Source organism: Rhizobium sp. CF080 (assembly GCF_000282095.2).
Taxonomy (GTDB): domain Bacteria; phylum Pseudomonadota; class Alphaproteobacteria; order Rhizobiales; family Rhizobiaceae; genus Neorhizobium.
In genome coordinates, this window is record NZ_AKKC02000010.1 from 208,704 (window position 1) to 226,546 (window position 17,843).

A 17,843-nucleotide genomic window follows, 5' to 3' on the forward strand; every position below is an offset into this window, starting at 1 on the left:
CCGCTTCAAAATTCGCCCATCGTATTATGGGGGAAAATTAACAAGGAGCAAAAGGGATTGTATATCCCTAAATTTCAGGTAACCAACTATCGTATTTTAGCGATCCCAAAAACATAATCAAGAACGGTTTGCGGGTTCTTTGCCAGAGTCTCGAATTCGTGCCTGAGTTGAAGATCTCCCGCGATAAGGTCGATTCCTGCCCGGTCGACGCCTCCGAAGCGCCAGTTTTTCCCGTTTTCCGTGCCGAGGTGGGCGGCAAAAACCTGTGCTTCTTTCGCCATATCTTTTAATTTTTTTTGGAGGTCGAGCCAGCCCTCGGTGATTCCAGGCTCGGGAATCACCAGGTCCGATCCGGTCAGCATGTAGGCGCGGCCGAATCCTCCGTTCAGAGACGCAGCCACGGGAGTGATTCGGAAGAAGCGAAAGTCTCCGAAATCTGCATACAGTGCGGCCTTCGGGTGGCGCTCGAGGAAACGCTGGCGTATGCGCGCATGTTCGGGCGTATCGCGGGCAACGCTCTCGGCGAGGCACTGGACGGTAATCCGCGGATGGGCGAGCGGATCGCCCTTGCCGGGCTCGCCGGCCAGGAGCGAGCAGCGCGGATCGGCGACCAGCGCTTTCGTATGGCCGGACAGGCTTGAGACGAGGATGACCGGTACGCCGTCGACATCGGTGCCGGTGAGCGCCCGGCTGGCGGAGGGGAACCCGGTCTCCGGATCGAGGACCGCAAGCGCCATGTAACGCGCCCCGCGCAGCAGCGTGCGGGCAAGCCGGCGGGCCTCGTCATCCGTATCGCGCAGAACCTGCGGCTTGTCGCTCTTCCCGGTCTGCTGTTCGTCGACCACCGCGTCTATCTCCCATTCCTCCGCCGGCAATGCAGGCTCTGCGTCGGCATATCATCCGGCGCGGTGAAGCGAAAGGTGATCCGACGGTTCAGCTTATCAGCCGTCGCGCCGGCGGTGGCGGGTGAGGCCGGCAATCACGTCGTCGGACGAAATGGTGCCGATGATCGCGCCGTTGTCGACCACCCCGATGGCGCCCGGCTGACGCGACAGCGCATCGAGGATATCGACGAGCGGAGTCGTCGACAGCGCGGTCGCGGAGACGGGCGTGGCGCCTGCCGTGGTGCTGACACCAGCCCGCATCACGTCGCCGGCGGTCAGCATGCTGATCGGGTTGAGGTGCTGCACGAAATCGGCGACATACTGGTCGGCCGGGTCTCGGACGATTTCCTGCGGCGTGCCGCACTGGATGATGTGCCCGCCCTCCATGATGGCGATGCGGTTGCCGATCCGGAAGGCTTCGTCGAGATCGTGGCTGACGAAGAGGATGGTCTTCTTCAGGCGCCGCTGGAATTCGAGAAGCTCGTCCTGCAGGCGGGTGCGGATCAGCGGATCGAGCGCAGAGAAGGGTTCGTCCATCAGAAGGATCGGCGCGCCGGTGGCAAAGGCGCGGGCAAGGCCGACGCGCTGCTGCATGCCGCCAGAAAGCTCGCCGACCTTGCGGCCGGCCCATTTCGTCAGGTTGACCAGTTCGAGCTGTTCGTTGACCCGCTTGACCCGCTCGGCATCCGCAACGCCGGCGAGTTCCAGGCCGAAGCCGACATTTTCCGAGACCGTGCGCCAGGGGAGAAGGCCGAACTGCTGGAAGACCATCGAGACCGTGTGCATGCGCAGGTCGCGCAGCACTTTGGGGTTCGACTTGTAGGGATCGACCGGACCCGAGGCGGTGGCGACGCTGACATTGCCGCGCACGACCGGGGCGAGGCCATTGACGGCGCGCAGCAGCGTCGACTTGCCCGAACCGGACAGGCCCATCAGTACCAGGATCTCGCCCTCGTGGATGGTGAGCGACGCATTGGCGACGCCCATGACGATGCCGGTTGCGGCACTGATCTCGTCGCGGGTCTTGCCCTGGTCGACCATGGCCAGCGCCCGTTCCGGCTTGTCGCCGAAGACGATGTCGACATTGTCGAAAACTACGCAATCGGTTGTCTGGGCCGTCATTGGCCGTCTCCCGTCGATGTGCGGAACATGCGGTCGAGGATGATCGCCAGGATGACGATGCAGAGACCCGAATCGAAGCCGCGGGCGACGTTGACGGTGTTCAGCGCGCGCAGCACCGGCACGCCGAGACCGTTGGCGCCGACCAGCGCGGCGATGACGACCATGGAGAGCGACAGCATGATCGTCTGGGTGAGGCCGGCCATGATCTGCGGCATGGCATAGGGCAGTTCCACCTTGCGCAGGATCTGCGACGGGGTGGCGCCGAAGGCGACGGCGGCTTCCCGAAGCGAGCTCGGGGTCGAGACGATGCCGAGGCGGGTCAGGCGGATCGGCGCAGGGATCGCGAAGATGACGGTGGCGATCAGGCCCGGAACCATGCCGAGGCCGAAGAGGATCAGCGCCGGGATGAGGTAGACGAAGCTCGGCAGCGTCTGCATCAGGTCGAGGACCGGCCGCATGGCTTCGTAGAACCATTGGCGGCGGGCGGCGGCAATGCCGAGCGGCACGCCGACCACCATGCTGACGGCGGTCGAGGCGAGCACCAGCGCCAGCGTTTCCGTCGTCTCCTTCCAGTAGCCCTGGTTGAAGATCAGGAGCAGGCCGAAGAACGTGAAGGCCGCGAGCACGACGGAACGGCGCAGCCACCAGGAAAGCCCGGTCATGGCGGCCATGACGATCAGCGGATGCGGCGTGGCCAGACACCACAAAAGGCCATCGATGACGGCCAGGAGAACGGAGGACAGCCAGTCGAAGAACCAGTCGGCATTCGCCGTCAACCAGTCAACGACCGCCTTCGCCCAGGAACCGATAGGTATTCGATGATCTGCGATCCAATCCACGAGAAAACTGCCGTCCATAGGGAGAGAAAGGGCGGGCTCCGGGGCAGGCGTCCGCCGCCCCGGAAACATTTTCGGGACTGTTAGAGGCCGAGCGCCTTCTTGACGGCAGCAAGGCCGTCCTTGCCGTCATAGGTGGTGACGCCGGCAACCCAGGGCTCGATGACCTTCGGATTGGCTTTCAGCCAGGCCTTGGCCGCGTCGTCGGCATCCTCGCTGTCGTTGAGGATCTTGCCCATGATGGTGTTTTCCATGTCGAGCGTGAACTTCACGTTCTTGAGGAGCTTGCCGACATTCGGGCACTGGGCGACATAACCGCCGCGTGCCACGGTGTAGACCGTCGCGCCGCCGTAGTTCGGACCGAAGACGGTATCGTCGCCGCCGGCGAGATAGGTGATCTCATGGGCGACGTTCATCGGGTGCGGCGCCCAGGCGAGGAAGACGATCGGCTTGCTGTCCTTGTCGGCGCGGGTGACCTGGGTCAGCATGCCCTGCTCGGAGGATTCGACGACCTGGAAGCCCTTGAGGCCGAAGGTGTTGGCGTCGATCAGCGAAACGATCATGCCGTTGCCTTCGTTGCCCGGCTCGATGCCGTAGATCTTGCCGTCGAGTTCCTTCTTATGGGTGGCGATGTCCTTGAAGTCCTTGATGCCGAGCTTGGCGCCGGCGGCATTGGTGCCGAGCGTGTACTTGGCGCCTTCGAGGTTGACGGCGATGCTCTCGATCGACTTGTCGTCGATATAGGGCTGCAACGCATCTTTCTGCGCCGGCATCCAGTTGCCGAGGAAGAGGTCGATGTCCTTGTTCTTCATGGAAGAATAGGTGACGGGCACGCCGAGGGTCTTGACGTCGGCCTTGTAGCCGAGCGCCTCGAGGACCAGGATGAAGGAGGCGTTGGTGGAGGCCAGGTCGGTCCAGCCCACATCCGAAATCCGAACGGTTTTGCAGGCTTCCGGTTCGGCGGCGGAGGCGGTGCCGACGATGGCGAGGATCGACGCGGCAGCGACGAGCGTGGTCTTGAGTGAGGTAGTCATGCGCATGGGCTGCTCCCGTTTTTTTGGTTCCCGCCATTATCAATATATGCTGAGACGAGGCAAGCGCGCGCATTCGCGGCGGAGAATGGGGTGCATTTGCGACATTTGTGACTTTCTCGCCCAGCGTTACCCAGTCTACAGTTTCCTGTGGTTTTCGGCAAAGCCCGCTTTTCTCGAATCCCGATCGCGATCAGAAGGCAGATATGGCCAAGCTCTATTTCCACTACGCGACGATGAACGCCGGCAAGTCGACCATGCTTCTGCAGGCTTCCTATAACTATCGCGAGCGCGGTATGCGCACGGCGATCTTCACCGCATCGCTGGACGACCGCGCCGGCCAGGGCCGCGTCGCCTCGCGGATCGGGCTCTCCTCCGAGGCCATTCCCTTCGGGCCGTCCGACGATCTCTTCAGGGATATCGAGGCGATGCACAGCGAGGAGCCGATCGCGTGCGTGTTCGTCGACGAGGCGCAGTTCCTGTCGCCCGAACAGGTCTGGCAGCTCGCGCGGGTTTCCGATCGGGTCGGCATCCCGGTAATGGCCTACGGCCTCAGGACCGACTTCCAGGGCAAGCTGTTTCCCGGCTCGCTGGAACTGCTGGCGATCGCCGACGAGCTGCGCGAGGTGCGCACCATCTGCCATTGCGGGCGCAAGGCGACCATGGTGGTGAGGCTGGACGAGGGTGGCAAACTGGTGCGTGAAGGCGCCCAGGTCGATGTCGGCGGCAACGAGAAATATGTCTCGCTCTGCCGACGGCACTGGGAAGACCAGATGCGCTGCGAGTGATGCGCCGAATTTAAGCCTCTGTTCACCGTATGGGAGGGAAAGCCGCGGCGAGGGGGCGAAACTTGATGCTGGTCAAAGTTTGCGGCCGGAAACCTATCTAAGTGTCACATCCGACACGTCCCGGTCCGATGGGGCGGTGGTTCCCAGCAGGAGTTCCCTCGCATGCGCAAGGCCGCCACGAAAACCTTTACGCTTGCTACCAGCCTCGCCCTGTTCGCGCTGCCGGCCTTCAGCGTCGAGATCGAGGTGAAGATGCTCAACAAGGGCAGCGACGGCGAGGCCATGGTATTCGAGCCGGCGGTGGTGAAGGCGCAACCGGGCGACACGATCAGGTTCGTGCCGGTTGACAAGGGGCATGACGCGGTTTCGATGCCGGGCCTGGTGCCGGAAGGGGTTGCGGAAATCAAGGGCAGGATCAGCCAGGAGCTCTCCTTCACCGCCGACAAGCCGGGCGCCTATGTCTTCAAATGCACGCCGCATTTCGGCATGGGCATGGTTGCGGTAATCCTCGTCGGCGACGCGCCGGCCAATCTCGACGCGGTCAAGAGCGCAAGGATGCCGAAAAAGGCGAAGGACCGCCTCGACGCGGAAATCGCCAAGCTCGGCCTTTGATCTTTCCAGGGCTTTCCTGGATTTTTCCCGGCAATTGAGCCGGGGCGGCGTGGCATAATTTCGTGATGGCGTTATCTTCTCCTCCGACGGCGGGAGAATGCGTGTGGCGGCACTTCAGAATTTCGACAGCGAGATCGAACGGATCGGCGGCGCCCTGACCGCGATGCGCGATGCGCTCGGCCCGATCTCGGCCCTGCTTGCCGAAACCGCAAGGGATCTCGCCCTGCCGGATGAGGAGAGGTTGACCGCGGGGGCCGCGCGGCTGACGGCCGAGATGCCGGAGCGGCAGGCGGTCGAGGCGGCGATCGCCCGGCTGGTCGCCAGTCTCGCAGCCGAGATCGGCATCTGCGCGCGGGAATTCGACGATCGCGAGGTGCCGACACGGTTCGAAACGCTTGTCGGCTACGTTTCCGGAGCCGCCAAACATCGCCGCCAGCAGGCCCGCTGGCGCAGCCCGGCGCCGCTTTACCGGCTGGCCGAGCTCCTGCGGCGTGCCGATCTGCTGGTCGGCCTGGTGCGGCAGGAGAGGGACTTCCTGATCGGGCAGCGCAAGGAGAGCGAGGGCGATCTGGTGACGTTCATCGACCATCGGCCGGAGATCACGGAAACGCTGCGCGGCGAGGACGGTAGTGCGATGACCGGCATGGACGTGGTCGGCCGCACGGAACCGGCGATCAAGGTGTTCCAGGATTTCGTCGCCGGGCTCAACGCGCGGGTCGGCACCTGCAACATCCTCCTGCACAAGCTGATGACCGATACGGAAAACCTGCTCATCCTCTACCGGGTGGTTGCTGATGCCGGGGGCCGAGGCGATGCGGGGCTGAAGCCGGAATTCTTTCCCCATCTGGTGCCCGAGGTCGAGCGTTTCGCAAACGGCATGCTGACATTGCACGGCCTCGACCGGCGGCGGGATCGCGCCGACCAGTCCTTTGCCGAGAGGTTTCCCGCCGAGGCCGCGGGGGAGGCGGCAGACGCGGATGGAAAACAAGGCGGCTTCCGGCTGCCGACGATTTCCGGCTTCAAGCTGATCCGCCCCCAATAGGGTGCGATCGAGAGCGGCGGCGCGATCGTTTCCTGGCGGTTGCGGCGAAACGCTGCGCCCCGTTGTGCTTGTGATGCCGAGCACATATGTGTGGGCAAGCCCAATCGGATGCACACCGCCTCACGAGGAGACAGCGATGCTCGACCGGATTACCGCCTTCTTTCAAGGGATCGGCCAGGCCGTGGGGCGAGGCATAGGCCTCCTGGTTGCCTGGATCGTCTGGCCGTTCATGGCCGCGCATGGCTGGTACGGCAATCGCCACTGGCTGGTGAAGGGACCGATCCTCGCCTTCCTGGTTCTGATGATCGGGCTCTACGGCTATTTCTTCTGGCAGACGCAGGCCTGGAGCGGGTTCAACCCGAATTTCGTCGACAGCTACCGCTGGTCCGAGCGTACCGTGCCGGCCGGCCAGGAACTGCCGGCGACCGCCAATGCGGCGCCGGCGACTGGGGCTCCTGCGACTGCGGCAAGACAGTGCCAATCGTCGGCGATCGTCGATGCGGCGGCCGACCTCACCGACATGAACGTCAACCAGAATGCCTGGATCTCCTCGATGCTGCTCTACCGGCTCGGGTTCTTCGGCATCGACTGGGACCACACGCCTTTCCTCGACAACAAGGCCTCGTTCCAGCGCGGCGTCAACCAGGCGGTTCGGCGCACCTCGACCGAGCTCGTCGATACGCTCGGACGGGTGCGCGGCACGTCGAGCATCAACAACAATCTCCAGGATGCGCGCGGGAACCTGCAGTTCGACGAATATTCCTGGTATTTCGGTCTGAGCCCGTTCGGACCGAAGACCCCGACGCCCAGCTATTATCGCGCCGCGATCAGCAAGCTGAGGGCCTTCAATACCGATCTGACCTCCTGCAACGCGACCTTCGACGGCCGCGCCGACAACCTGATCCAGTTCATCGACCGGATCGCCAACGATATCGGCGGCACTTCGGCGATCCTGCGCGAGCGCTCGGAAAACTACAATGCCGGCTGGTTCGACACCCGCGCCGACGACCGCTTCTGGTTCGCCTATGGCCAGCTCTATGGTTATTACGCCGTGCTGACGGGGGCCGGGGCTGATTTCTCCCAGGTGATCCGCGAGCGCAATATCGGGCCGCTCTGGGCCGACACGCTGTCGCAGTTCAAGTCGGCGCTGCGCATCCAGCCGGCGATCATCTCCAACGGCCGCGAGGACGGCTGGATCATGCCAAGCCATCTGGCGGTGATGGGCTTCTATATCCTCAGGGTCCGCTCAAACCTCGTGGAAGTGCGCTCGGTTCTCGATCGATAGGCCGGTGGGCGCCGATCAGGTCTTCGGGAGATTTTGGTCGTCGAGAAAGAACGTCACGCCGGGGCGTTCGGCAAAGAACTCGTAGGTAATGCCGACGACCTCGCCGCTCGTGCCCGGTTTGTCGCGGAACTTGCCGACGCTGCGGACGTATTTGTAGTCCTGCGCATCGGCCTTGATGCGATAGATATTGTGATAGGTCAGCCGCTCGCCGCTGGCGCGCTCGAAGGTTTCCATCAGTTGCGGCATGTCGTCGGGATGGATGCGCGCGGTGAGGGCGACCATGTTCATCGGGCCATTCTTCGGCTCCAGTCCGAAGATGCGGCAGACATCTTCGGTCACGAAGAAGTGGCCGCTGTCCAGATCGATTCGCCAATAACCGTAGAAACGGAAGGCCGAGGCAAGTTCAACCACCTCGTCTGTCGAGAGTCCCACTTCCAGGTATTGAGTATTGACGCGTTTTTCGGTGTGTTCGACCCAAAACGTCAATCTTTTTCTCCCCATAGGCCGGGAGAAAACGCCCCAACCTTACACTATGAGTCTCAATCTCAATGCCTTAGCTACCAACTGGGTGCGGTTGACGCAATCCAGTTTCTTTATGGCATTAGTCATATATGCGTTAACGGTGTGATCCGAGAGGGAGAGAATCCGCCCGATCTCGGAGGATGTCTTGCCCTGGGCGGTCCAGCGGACGACCTCCAGCTCACGGGTGGTCAAGGGGCCGGCGGTGCCGGTCTTGGCGCTGCGGCGGATCTTGTCGAAGACATCGAAGGCATGCAGCACGATCATGCCGATCTCGTTGAGCTCCACCTGGCTCAGCCGATGCCGGGTGCCGTCGAAGCGCAGCATGAAGCGGCCGCCATCGATCGAATGCACGGCCATCGCGACGCTGGTGATGATATCGTAGCGGCGCTGCAGCTCGTCCATTTCGGCCGGAATGGCGAAACCGCGCACGCTTTCCGGGTCATCGATCGACCAACAGAAGGGAAGGGCGGATTTCGAGATGATCGGCGCCACCGGACACAGCTTCAAAAGGCGGCGGCGGTCGAATTCCTGGACATAGGTCGCGGGCAGCGTCGTCTCGACGATCATCCGCGACAAAAGCACCTCGTCCGCCCTGGTGGCGGCGAAAAGCGTGATATGGCGAAACCCGAACTCGTGGGCAATACGCTTCATCGCGGCAAAGATTTCAACCCGCGAATCCGCGGCGGAAATCTCGCTGTTCAGAATCGATTGCCGTTCCAAAGTGATCATGCGGGCGAAGCTGACGGATCGTTTATGTTATCGTTAACAAATATACAAATCCATTTGAATAGCCAGCGAAATTTCGTGCACTGCAGCAGAAAGCCGGCGAATTTCCGATACTCACTCACTTTATTTCCATGAATTCATGGAGTTAACGGATCAAGATTTATACGGGGATATATCCCGTCGCCTTGATTTCCTCCATGACGGCATAGGTGTGGGTTTCCCTGACCCCCGGAAGCGGGAGAATCACCTCCGACAGGAACTGCCGGTAAGCCTCCATTCCGGCGACCCGGGCCTTCACCAGATAATCGAAGCCGCCGGCCACCATATGACATTCCATGACGTCGTCGCTGCGCTTCACCGCGGCGGCGAATGCGTCGAAAACATCGGGCGTGGTCCGGTCGAGCTTGACCTGCACGAAGACGAGGAGATTGCGCCCGAGCTTTTCCGGCGAGAGCAAAGCGCTATAACCGGTGATGTAACCTTCGCGGGTCAGACGCTTGACGCGTTCGGCGGTCGCGGTCGGTGAAAGCGAGACGCGATCGGCGAGTTCGAGATTGCTCAGGCGCCCCTCTTTCTGGAGCGCGCGGAGGATTTTTCGGTCGAGACGGTCGAGATCCTTCATGTTTCGCTACATTTTGCTCAAGTTGCAGTGATCTATCCCGTTAATGCCACAATAATCCGCCGAAATCACCACGGAATTCCCGCTATGGGGAGAATGAAACGGAGACGCCTATGAGCCAGATTCTGACCGAGCCCTTCATTCCCTTCAATGCGCCTTACGCCGGCGACGACGACCGGCTGATCCGGCAGTTCGCAGCCCGCACCAGCCTGACGCCGGCGCAGGACGCGGCCATCGATCAGCGGGCACGCCGCATGATCAACGCCATCCGCGACGGCTCCGGCAAGGTCGGCGGCGTCGAGGACTTTTTGCGCGAATACGGGCTTTCGACGCGCGAAGGGTTGGCACTGATGGTGCTCGCCGAAGCGCTTTTGCGCGTGCCCGATGCGCTGACCCAGGACCGGCTGATCGAGGACAAGCTGCGCGAGGGCGGCTGGAGCACCCATGAGGCTTCCGGCGACAGCTGGTTCGTGTCGGCATCGGCCTGGGCGCTGGCGGTTTCGGCGCGCGTCATCGGCCCCGGCGAGACGCCGGAGGGCATCCTGCGCGGTCTCGTCAAGCGCGTCGGCCTGCCGACGGTGCGCAGCGCCACCAAGCAGGCGATGCGTTTCCTCGGCCACCATTTTGTGCTCGGCGAGACGATGAAGGACGCGCTGGTGCGCGCCGCCAAGAGCGAGGAGAAGGGGTACCGCCATTCCTTCGACATGCTGGGCGAGGGCGCCCGCACCGCCGAAGACGCCAAGCGCTATTTCCGCTCCTATGCCGACGCGATCCAGTCGATCGGTACGCATATGAAAAAACACGGCAAGGGCCGCCAGCTTCCCGACCGGATGGGCATTTCGGTCAAGCTCTCGGCGCTGCATCCGCGCTATCTCGCCACCCACCACGACCGGGTGATGGCCGAACTGGTTCCCGACCTTCTCGACCTCGCGCAGATGGCGAAGGAACACCAGCTCAACTTCACCGTCGATGCGGAGGAGGCCGACCGGCTGGAACTGTCGCTCGACGTGATCGCCGCCGTGTTCTCCGACCCGTCGCTTGCCAGTTGGGACGGCTTTGGCTTGGCGATCCAGGCCTATCAGAAACGGGCGCCTGCGGTGATCGACTATATCGACCAGCTTTGCACCACCCATGGCCGCCGGATGATGGTGCGGCTCGTCAAGGGCGCCTATTGGGACACTGAGGTGAAGCGGGCGCAGGAGCGGGGCATCGAGGACTATCCGGTCTGGACCCGCAAGCCGGCGACGGACCTTGCCTATCTCGCCTGCGCCCAGCAGCTTCTCGCCAAGCGGGCGCGCATCTTCCCGCAATTTGCGACCCACAACGCGCTGACCGTTTCGACCATCTTGGAGCTTGCCGCGCCTGATCGCACCGGCTTCGAGTTCCAGCGCCTGCACGGCATGGGCGAGGCGCTTTACGACGATCTGCTCGACAGCAACGACCGGATTGCCTGCCGCATCTATGCGCCGGTCGGCGGCTATCGCGACCTGCTCGCCTATCTCGTGCGCCGGCTTCTGGAAAACGGTGCCAACTCCTCCTTCGTGGCGGTTGCCGGCGACAAACAGGTTCCGGTCGAAAAGCTGCTGGAGCGGCCGTCGGCGCGGCTCGGCCTCGATGACGGCATCAGCGCGCGGCACAAGCAGATCCCGCTGCCCTCCGACATCTACGGCCGCCGCAAGAACAGCGCCGGTTTCGAGTTCGGCCACCGGGTCGAACTCGAGCGGCTGATGGCGAGCGTTTCCAAATCGTGGGGCGAGGTAAAGGCGGGGCCGCTGGTGGCGGGCGTCACTTCCAAGGGAGAGGAAAAGCCGGTGCGGTCTCCCTCCGACCGGTCGAAGGTTGTCGGCACCGTGCGTGACGCGACGCCAGCCGATGTCGATGCCGCCTTTGCCGCTGCGGCCAAGGCGTTCCGGGCCTGGTCGCGCCAGCCGGTGGAAATCCGTGCCGCCTGCCTGGAACGGGCCGCGGGGCTGATGGAGGAAAACCGCGACCGGCTGCTGGCGCTTTTGGCCGCCGAGGCCGGCAAGACGCTGGATGACGGGATCGCCGAAATCCGCGAGGCGGTGGATTTCTGCCGCTATTACGCCGACAAGGGCCGCGAGCTCTTCGCCATGCCGACACCGATGCCGGGACCGACCGGCGAGGACAACCGCCATCTTTGGCGCGGACGTGGGGTGTTTGGGTGCATTTCGCCGTGGAATTTCCCGTTGGCAATCTTCCTCGGCCAGATTTCCGCCGCGCTGGTGGCAGGCAATACGGTGGTCGCAAAACCGGCGCCGCAGACGCCGCTGATCGCGTTTGAGGCAATCCGGCTGTTCCACCAGGCCGGCGTTCCCGCCGAAGTGCTGGCGCTGGTGCCGGGTGGCCCCGATGTCGGCTCGGCGATCACCGCGCATCCCAGGCTCGCCGGCATCGCCTTTACGGGCTCCACGAAGACAGCGCATGCGATCAACCGGGCGCTGGCCGCCAAGGACGGGCCGATCGTGCCTCTGATCGCCGAGACCGGCGGCATCAACGCGATGATCGTCGATGCGACGGCGCTGTCCGAACAGGTGGCGGACGACGTGGTCGTCTCGGCCTTCCGCTCCGCCGGCCAGCGCTGCTCGGCGCTGCGCCTGCTCTTCCTGCAGGAGGATGTCGCCGACGGCATGCTGAAGATGATCGAAGGGGCGGCGGCCGAGCTCAATCTCGCCGACCCTGCCAGGCAGAACACCGATGTCGGGCCGATCATCGACGAGAACCAGACCAAGATGCTGGCGGACCACGTCTCTGACATGCGGGCGAAAAAACAGAAGGTGCGTTATGCCGGAGCCACTCCCGCGACCGGCAATTTCTTCGCCCCCCACATCATCGAGCTCGACAGTGCCGCGGCACTGACCAAGGAAGTGTTCGGCCCGGTTCTGCACGTGGTGCGCTGGAAGGCCAAGGAATTCGACAAGGTGATTTCGGCGATCGACGCCACCGGCTACGGCCTGACGCTCGGCATCCACAGCCGTATCGAGGCGACGATCCGCAAGGTGACGGAAGCGCTCGACACCGGCAATGTCTATGTCAACCGCAACATGATCGGCGCGGTGGTCGGCACCCAGCCTTTCGGTGGCTCCGGCCTTTCCGGCACCGGCTTCAAGGCGGGCGGCCCGGCCTACCTGATGCGGTTTGCCGAAGAACAGGTGATTTCCGTCAACACGGCGGCTGCCGGCGGCAATGCCAGCCTGATCGCGATCGGGGAGGGGTGAGGAACGGTCCGGCGTAGCCGGAGCAATCGATCCAATGGATCGATTGCAGTGACGAACGCGCTGAGCGCAAGCGAGGCGTCGGGGGCGCGACGGCTTTGCCGTCAAAACGTAGCAGTGTAATCAAAAGGCTCGGAGCGATCCGGGCCTTTTTGCAATTGGGTCCTGTTGCATTTTTGCCATCGAACCATGCTCGCATAAATATGATCATTAGAGTCATGTTTTAATAATTGACAATAATACTCATGTTTTCTAATGGCGTGAATAAGGCATTTTCTGCCTCCCGCCACATTCTTGCCAGAATTGAAAGGGCCGCCGCCTTTCCGGTGCGTTCGCGCGTGCCGACGGTTTCGTGTGCCCTGTTTGAAAGGATAGTCATGGTCACGCGACGTCTGCGATCCACCCTCACCACCTGCACCGCACTCGCGGTGTTTTCCCTGGCTTACGGCGCCTCGGCCCAGCAGACGACGCAGCCGCAGGCGGACACGACGCTGAGGCCGATCGTGCTGAAGGGGAAGAGGACAGCGCAGCCAGGTGGCGTCGCGGATACGCCTTTGGCGACTACGACCACCCAACAGGATTTCGAGAACAAGCAAATCACCAATCTGGAGGATCTCGGTCGCGTGGCCGAACCCGGTGTCAACTTCAATCGTACGACCGGTGCAGTGAGCATACGCGGTCTGGAGGGTAATCGCGTGTTGACGACGATTGACGGTATCCCGGCACCGTTTATCGATGACGTCACCCGTAACGCTAGCGGCGGGGTAGATGCTTTCGATTTTGGCTCGTTGTCTGGAGCCGACGTTATTCGCGGTGCGGACTCCAGTCGCGCGGGGCCTGGCGCTCTCGGTGGTGTTCTAGGTCTCCGAACGCTCGAAGCTGAGGACCTGATCGGCCAGGGGCGAGATTGGGGAGGGATTGCAAGGACCGGGTTCGACGGTGCCGATCTTAGCGGATTCGGCTCCGTTGGAGTTGCGAAAAAGATCGAAAATACCTCGATACTTTTTCAGGGCGGCTACAAAAAAGGACAGGCGCGACAGACCAACGGCAGTAACGATGGCCTTTATACCACGCGGACCGAAGCCAACCCATCCCTGTACGACCAGTACAATCTTCTTTTCAAACTGCGTCATGAGTTCGATGGGGGGCATACCTTCGGCATCACCGCGGAGCGTTTTAGGAGAGACCGCGATACCGACTCGCGTACGTTACAGTTCACTGCCGCGCCTGTTCAGTACCGTCCTGGCGATTATGATGCCATCAAAGATACTGATCGTGACCGTGTCTCGCTCGACTACAAATTCCAGTCTCAGAGCGCTGACAGCCCGATCGACAATGCATGGGCGTCGTTTTACTACATGAAACAGTATACCCTGGATGGTTACAGAGGTATCCGCTCAGTCTCCGTGTTAGGTCCTATTGGTCGCGACAACGACTATGAACAGAAAAGCTTCGGATTGATCGGTGCGATGGACAAGACCGTCGAATTCGGGACAACGGCTCATAAATTCACGTTTGGATTCGACTTGGCGCGTATCGGCATCGAACAGTATTCGTCCGGCTTCGATAATTGCGGACCAGGACCATTCCCTCCGTTCAATGCCTGCAACAACTTGCATACAAACCAAGCAGACACCCCAAAGGTCGCAACAAGCCGGATTGGGCTCTATCTCGACGACCAGATTAGCTTCGAAAATTCGGCGTTCACGGTGACGCCCGGAATCCGATTGGATTGGGTAAAGCATGACCCCAAAATGACGCCGGAATACGATCGCAACGCCAGCAACCCATCTCTTCCGAGCGGTTTCGAAGATTTCGGTATTTCCCCGAAACTGCGGCTCGGCTACGACGTGAACGACGACGTAGAGATTTTTGCCCAGTACGCGGCCGGCTTCCGCGCTCCGACAGCGGGTGAAATGTTCAGCTCCTTCGGCGCCACTGGAACCTACCTCCGCCTCGGTAATCCTGATCTGGAAACCGAGACAAGTAATGGTTTTGAACTTGGGACCAATCTCGGCGACGAAAAGTTTGGCGGGCGGATTAACCTCTTTTACAATCGCTATAAGAACTTCATCGATCCGCGCAGCCTTACCGCTGCCGAGGCCGCGGCCCTCGGCTACAACATTGCTGACTATCCTCAGGGTGGTATCAGCCGCTACCAGAACATAGCCGATGTCGAAATCTTTGGCGTCGAAGCAAGCGTTCATAAGCTGTTCGACAACGGCTTCCGGGTTAGCGGCGGCCTTGCCTACGCACGCGGAAATGATCTTAGTACGCACACCTTCCTGCGCTCCGTGCCGCCTTTGAAAGTCGTCGCCAGCGCCGGTTATGATACAGAAACCTGGGGTGTCGGCGTTGACTGGATGGGTGTGCGGTCTTCTTTGAATAATGATGGTCTGGGCGGAACGTACTTCAAAACACCAGGCTATGGTATTTTCGATCTTACGGCATGGTGGGAGCCAGAACAGGTCAAGGGCCTAAAGATCAATGCCGGAATTTACAACGTTTTCGACCGCACCTACTATGACTACTCTACAGTTCGTCAGAATTCGGCCACGCAATCGCGCGAATTCTACTCCGAACCCGGCCGAACCTTCAAAGTCTCGCTCACCCAGCGGTTCTAATCGTCCACATCGGCGGGGGCGCCTGGGGGAAGGGCGGTGCGAGAAATCGCGCCGCCCTTTTCTTTGTCCGGGAGAAGTTGTGGCCTCCGCTCCTCCCGCTATTCACACATTGCCTTTCCCTCGCTAATCATAACCAAACGGGCATGTTTGGGTCCTATGGAAAGAACGGGGAGCGGGGATTGCATGGCAGAAGTCAGATCCGACATCGAAATCGCCCGTGCCGCGAAGAAGAAGCCGATCGTCGAGATCGGCGCGAAGCTCGGGATCCCCGTCGAGGCGCTTGCTCCCTATGGCCATGACAAGGCGAAGGTCGGGGCCGATTTCATCTCCTCCCTTTCGGGAAAGAAGGACGGGAAGCTGATCCTCGTCACCGCCATCAACCCGACACCTGCGGGCGAGGGGAAGACGACGACCACCGTCGGCCTCGGAGACGGGCTGAACCGCATCGGCAAGAAGGCCGTCATCTGTGTGCGCGAACCTTCGCTCGGCCCCTGTTTCGGGGTCAAGGGCGGAGCGGCCGGCGGCGGGTATTCGCAGGTGATCCCGATGGAAGACATCAACCTGCATTTCACCGGCGATTTCCACGCCATCACCTCTGCCCACAACCTGCTGTCGTCGATGATCGACAACCATATCTACTGGGGCAATGCCGAGAATATGGATACCCGGCGGATCAGCTGGCGACGGGTGATGGACATGAACGACCGGGCTTTGCGCCAGACGGTCGTCTCGCTCGGCGGCGTCGCCAACGGTTTTCCGCGCGAAAGCGGTTTCGATATCACCGTCGCCTCGGAAGTGATGGCGATCCTGTGTCTTGCGGCCGACCTCGGGGACCTCGAACGGCGGCTGGGCGATATCGTCATCGGTTACAGGTTCGACCGCTCGCCGGTTTTCGCCCGCGATCTCAAGGCCGACAAGGCGATGACGGTGCTGCTGAAGGACGCCATGCAGCCGAACCTGGTGCAGACGCTTGAAAACAATCCGGCCTTCGTGCATGGCGGGCCGTTCGCCAATATCGCACATGGCTGCAATTCGGTGATCGCCACGCGCACCGCGCTGAAGCTCGGCGACTATGTGGTGACGGAAGCGGGTTTCGGGGCGGATCTCGGGGCCGAAAAATTCTTCGACATCAAGTGCCGCAAGGCGGGGCTGAAGCCGGATGCGGCCGTCATCGTCGCCACCGTCAGGGCGCTGAAGATGAACGGCGGGGTCAAAAAAGAGGATCTCGGCCGCGAGAATGTCGAGGCTTTGAAGCGCGGCGCATCCAATCTCGGCCGCCATATCGCCAATGTGCGGAAGTTCGGCGTGCCGGTCGTCGTTGCCATCAACCATTTTACCTCGGATACGGAGGACGAGATCGCCGCCGTGAAGGATTACGCGGCGCGGCACGGGGCGGACGGCATCGTCTGCCGGCATTGGGCGGAAGGGTCTGCCGGCATCGAAGAGCTTGCCCTCAAGGTGGTCGAGCTTGCCGAGGGCGGCCAGGCAAAATTCCAGCCACTCTATCCCGATCACCTGCCGCTCCTCGAAAAGATCGAGATCATCGCCTCGAAGATCTACCACGCCGGCGAAGTCACCACCGACCGGGGCGTGCGCGACCAATTGAAGGCCTGGGAGGAGCAGGGTTACGGAGACCTGCCGATCTGCATCGCCAAGACACAATATTCCTTCTCGACCGACCCCGCCTTGCGCGGCGCGCCGGAGGGCCACATCGTGCATGTGCGCGAAGTCAGGCTTTCCGCCGGTGCCGGCTTCGTCGTTGCGATTACCGGCGAGATCATGACCATGCCCGGCCTGCCGCGCGTGCCGTCTGCGGAACGGATCTTCCTGAACGAGGACGGTTTCGTGGAGGGGCTGTTCTGAGGGCTTGAGCGCCCGAACCGGCTTGTGTTAAAGCTCCGTCCGTCGAAAAAGGCAGGGCCGGATATGGTAAGCACGGCCCCTTCCGCAAGGAAGCTCTGATCCTTCGGTCCACCGTTGAGAACCCGCGACGAGAAACGGCACATTCCGTGCCGCTCTCGGCAGATTCTCGTGGCCTTTTCCGTGTCGCGTTCCGCCGGGGTAACCTTGCGAGAAAAACGATGCGAATGAACCATATCGATATCCACGTGTCTGACGTTGCGGCAACCAGCGCCTTCCTCGTCCGTCATTTCGGCCTGACTCAGCGTGAGATGCGTGGCGCGAACGGCCTGGCCATCCTGACAGACGATGCGGGCCTCGAAATCGTCGTCAGCCGGCCTGTCGAAAAATTCGGCGGTGCCGAACAGCAGGCGCTCGGGGTCGTCACCTACCATCTCGGTTTCATCCAGCCGGAGCGAGCCGACGTCGACAGGCTCTACCGGGAGCTCAAGGCGAGCGATGCCGAACTGGTGGGGGAGCCGCGCGAGATGCGCGGCGGGTACCTGTTCTATTGCCTGGCCCCCGGCCGGGTGATGATCGAGGTGGGGTGGCGAGGTTAGAGCTGCGGTTGGCCCTCAGACGAGAAGCGGAAACGGCGCGGCGTATTTCCTTCTCCCCGC

At 61.9% G+C, this 17,843-nt stretch carries 15 protein-coding genes; 8 read left to right on the forward strand and 7 right to left on the reverse strand.

What is annotated here, in order from left to right; genetic code table 11:
• Positions 1–86: 86 nt before the first annotated feature.
• The 4 genes from PMI07_RS23505 to PMI07_RS23520 form a co-directional block, all read right to left on the reverse strand.
• The gene (locus PMI07_RS23505; RefSeq protein WP_007760134.1) at positions 87–845 is read right to left on the reverse strand and encodes a pyridoxamine 5'-phosphate oxidase family protein; all 759 of its coding nucleotides are present in this window, start codon (positions 843–845) and stop codon (positions 87–89) included.
• Positions 846–941: 96 nt separating this feature from the next.
• Positions 942–2,006 (reverse strand): choline ABC transporter ATP-binding protein, encoded by a 1,065-nt coding sequence (gene choV, locus PMI07_RS23510; RefSeq protein WP_007760136.1) that lies wholly within the window; start codon positions 2,004–2,006, stop codon positions 942–944.
• A complete protein-coding gene (gene choW, locus PMI07_RS23515; protein WP_037088109.1) occupies positions 2,003–2,845 on the reverse strand; it encodes a choline ABC transporter permease subunit in 843 nt (280 codons plus the stop codon). The genes choV and choW overlap by 4 nt, the downstream gene beginning before the upstream one ends.
• Before the next feature lie 80 nt (positions 2,846–2,925).
• Entirely contained in the window at positions 2,926–3,876 is a 951-nt protein-coding gene (locus PMI07_RS23520; RefSeq protein ID WP_081760926.1) for a choline ABC transporter substrate-binding protein, read from the reverse strand.
• A 203-nt stretch (positions 3,877–4,079) separates the two neighbouring features.
• Between PMI07_RS23520 and PMI07_RS23525 the strand changes: the two genes are divergently transcribed.
• From PMI07_RS23525 to PMI07_RS23540, 4 genes are all read left to right on the forward strand, one after another.
• Positions 4,080–4,661: a thymidine kinase gene (locus tag PMI07_RS23525; RefSeq protein ID WP_007760145.1), complete on the forward strand. Its 582-nt coding sequence runs from the start codon at positions 4,080–4,082 to the stop codon at positions 4,659–4,661.
• Positions 4,662–4,823: 162 nt separating this feature from the next.
• The gene (locus PMI07_RS23530; RefSeq protein WP_007760146.1) at positions 4,824–5,273 is read left to right on the forward strand and encodes a pseudoazurin; all 450 of its coding nucleotides are present in this window, start codon (positions 4,824–4,826) and stop codon (positions 5,271–5,273) included.
• Between the two features lie 103 nt (positions 5,274–5,376).
• A complete protein-coding gene (locus PMI07_RS23535) occupies positions 5,377–6,315 on the forward strand; it encodes a hypothetical protein (RefSeq protein ID WP_007760157.1) in 939 nt (312 codons plus the stop codon).
• A gap of 136 nt (positions 6,316–6,451) precedes the next feature.
• Complete coding sequence (locus PMI07_RS23540; protein ID WP_007760161.1) at positions 6,452–7,600, forward strand: DUF2333 family protein; 1,149 nt, start codon at positions 6,452–6,454, stop codon at positions 7,598–7,600.
• 15 nt (positions 7,601–7,615) lie between these two features.
• Here the strand turns inward: PMI07_RS23540 and PMI07_RS23545 are convergent, their stop codons facing one another.
• The 3 genes from PMI07_RS23545 to PMI07_RS23555 form a co-directional block, all read right to left on the reverse strand.
• Complete coding sequence (locus tag PMI07_RS23545) at positions 7,616–8,086, reverse strand: PAS domain-containing protein (protein WP_007760164.1); 471 nt, start codon at positions 8,084–8,086, stop codon at positions 7,616–7,618.
• A 39-nt stretch (positions 8,087–8,125) separates the two neighbouring features.
• Positions 8,126–8,851: a LuxR family transcriptional regulator gene (locus PMI07_RS23550; RefSeq protein WP_007760172.1), complete on the reverse strand. Its 726-nt coding sequence runs from the start codon at positions 8,849–8,851 to the stop codon at positions 8,126–8,128.
• A gap of 157 nt (positions 8,852–9,008) precedes the next feature.
• Positions 9,009–9,470, reverse strand: a complete 462-nt coding sequence (locus tag PMI07_RS23555) for an Lrp/AsnC ligand binding domain-containing protein (RefSeq protein ID WP_007760174.1) — start codon at positions 9,468–9,470, stop codon at positions 9,009–9,011.
• 110 nt (positions 9,471–9,580) lie between these two features.
• On the opposite strand from PMI07_RS23555, the gene putA reads away from it, so the two are divergent.
• The 4 genes from putA (at position 9,581) to PMI07_RS23575 (ending at position 17,783) form a co-directional block, all read left to right on the forward strand.
• Complete coding sequence (putA, locus tag PMI07_RS23560) at positions 9,581–12,703, forward strand: bifunctional proline dehydrogenase/L-glutamate gamma-semialdehyde dehydrogenase PutA (RefSeq protein ID WP_024164076.1); 3,123 nt, start codon at positions 9,581–9,583, stop codon at positions 12,701–12,703.
• A gap of 242 nt (positions 12,704–12,945) precedes the next feature.
• Positions 12,946–15,324, forward strand: a complete 2,379-nt coding sequence (locus PMI07_RS23565; RefSeq protein ID WP_245277226.1) for a TonB-dependent hemoglobin/transferrin/lactoferrin family receptor — start codon at positions 12,946–12,948, stop codon at positions 15,322–15,324.
• Positions 15,325–15,507: 183 nt separating this feature from the next.
• Positions 15,508–17,187 (forward strand): formate--tetrahydrofolate ligase, encoded by a 1,680-nt coding sequence (locus tag PMI07_RS23570; RefSeq protein WP_007762321.1) that lies wholly within the window; start codon positions 15,508–15,510, stop codon positions 17,185–17,187.
• 218 nt (positions 17,188–17,405) lie between these two features.
• Positions 17,406–17,783 carry a VOC family protein gene (locus tag PMI07_RS23575; RefSeq protein ID WP_007762324.1) on the forward strand — a complete coding sequence of 126 codons (378 nt, stop codon included), beginning with the start codon at positions 17,406–17,408 and terminating at the stop codon, positions 17,781–17,783.
• Positions 17,784–17,843: the final 60 nt, after the last annotated feature.

What these genes read in the sequence shown, in the direction of transcription:
- PMI07_RS23565 (WP_245277226.1), top strand. Translation starts at nt 12,946, where the DNA reads ATGTTTTCTAATGGCGTGAATAAGGCATTTTCTGCCTCCCGCCACATT.
- PMI07_RS23530 (WP_007760146.1), top strand. Translation starts at nt 4,824, where the DNA reads ATGCGCAAGGCCGCCACGAAAACCTTTACGCTTGCTACCAGCCTCGCC.
- PMI07_RS23520 (WP_081760926.1), bottom strand. Translation starts at nt 3,876, where the DNA reads ATGACTACCTCACTCAAGACCACGCTCGTCGCTGCCGCGTCGATCCTC.
- PMI07_RS23550 (WP_007760172.1), bottom strand. Translation starts at nt 8,851, where the DNA reads ATGATCACTTTGGAACGGCAATCGATTCTGAACAGCGAGATTTCCGCC.
- PMI07_RS23555 (WP_007760174.1), bottom strand. Translation starts at nt 9,470, where the DNA reads ATGAAGGATCTCGACCGTCTCGACCGAAAAATCCTCCGCGCGCTCCAG.
- PMI07_RS23540 (WP_007760161.1), top strand. Translation starts at nt 6,452, where the DNA reads ATGCTCGACCGGATTACCGCCTTCTTTCAAGGGATCGGCCAGGCCGTG.
- putA (WP_024164076.1), top strand. Translation starts at nt 9,581, where the DNA reads ATGAGCCAGATTCTGACCGAGCCCTTCATTCCCTTCAATGCGCCTTAC.
- PMI07_RS23525 (WP_007760145.1), top strand. Translation starts at nt 4,080, where the DNA reads ATGGCCAAGCTCTATTTCCACTACGCGACGATGAACGCCGGCAAGTCG.
- choV (WP_007760136.1), bottom strand. Translation starts at nt 2,006, where the DNA reads ATGACGGCCCAGACAACCGATTGCGTAGTTTTCGACAATGTCGACATC.
- PMI07_RS23570 (WP_007762321.1), top strand. Translation starts at nt 15,508, where the DNA reads ATGGCAGAAGTCAGATCCGACATCGAAATCGCCCGTGCCGCGAAGAAG.
- PMI07_RS23575 (WP_007762324.1), top strand. Translation starts at nt 17,406, where the DNA reads ATGCGAATGAACCATATCGATATCCACGTGTCTGACGTTGCGGCAACC.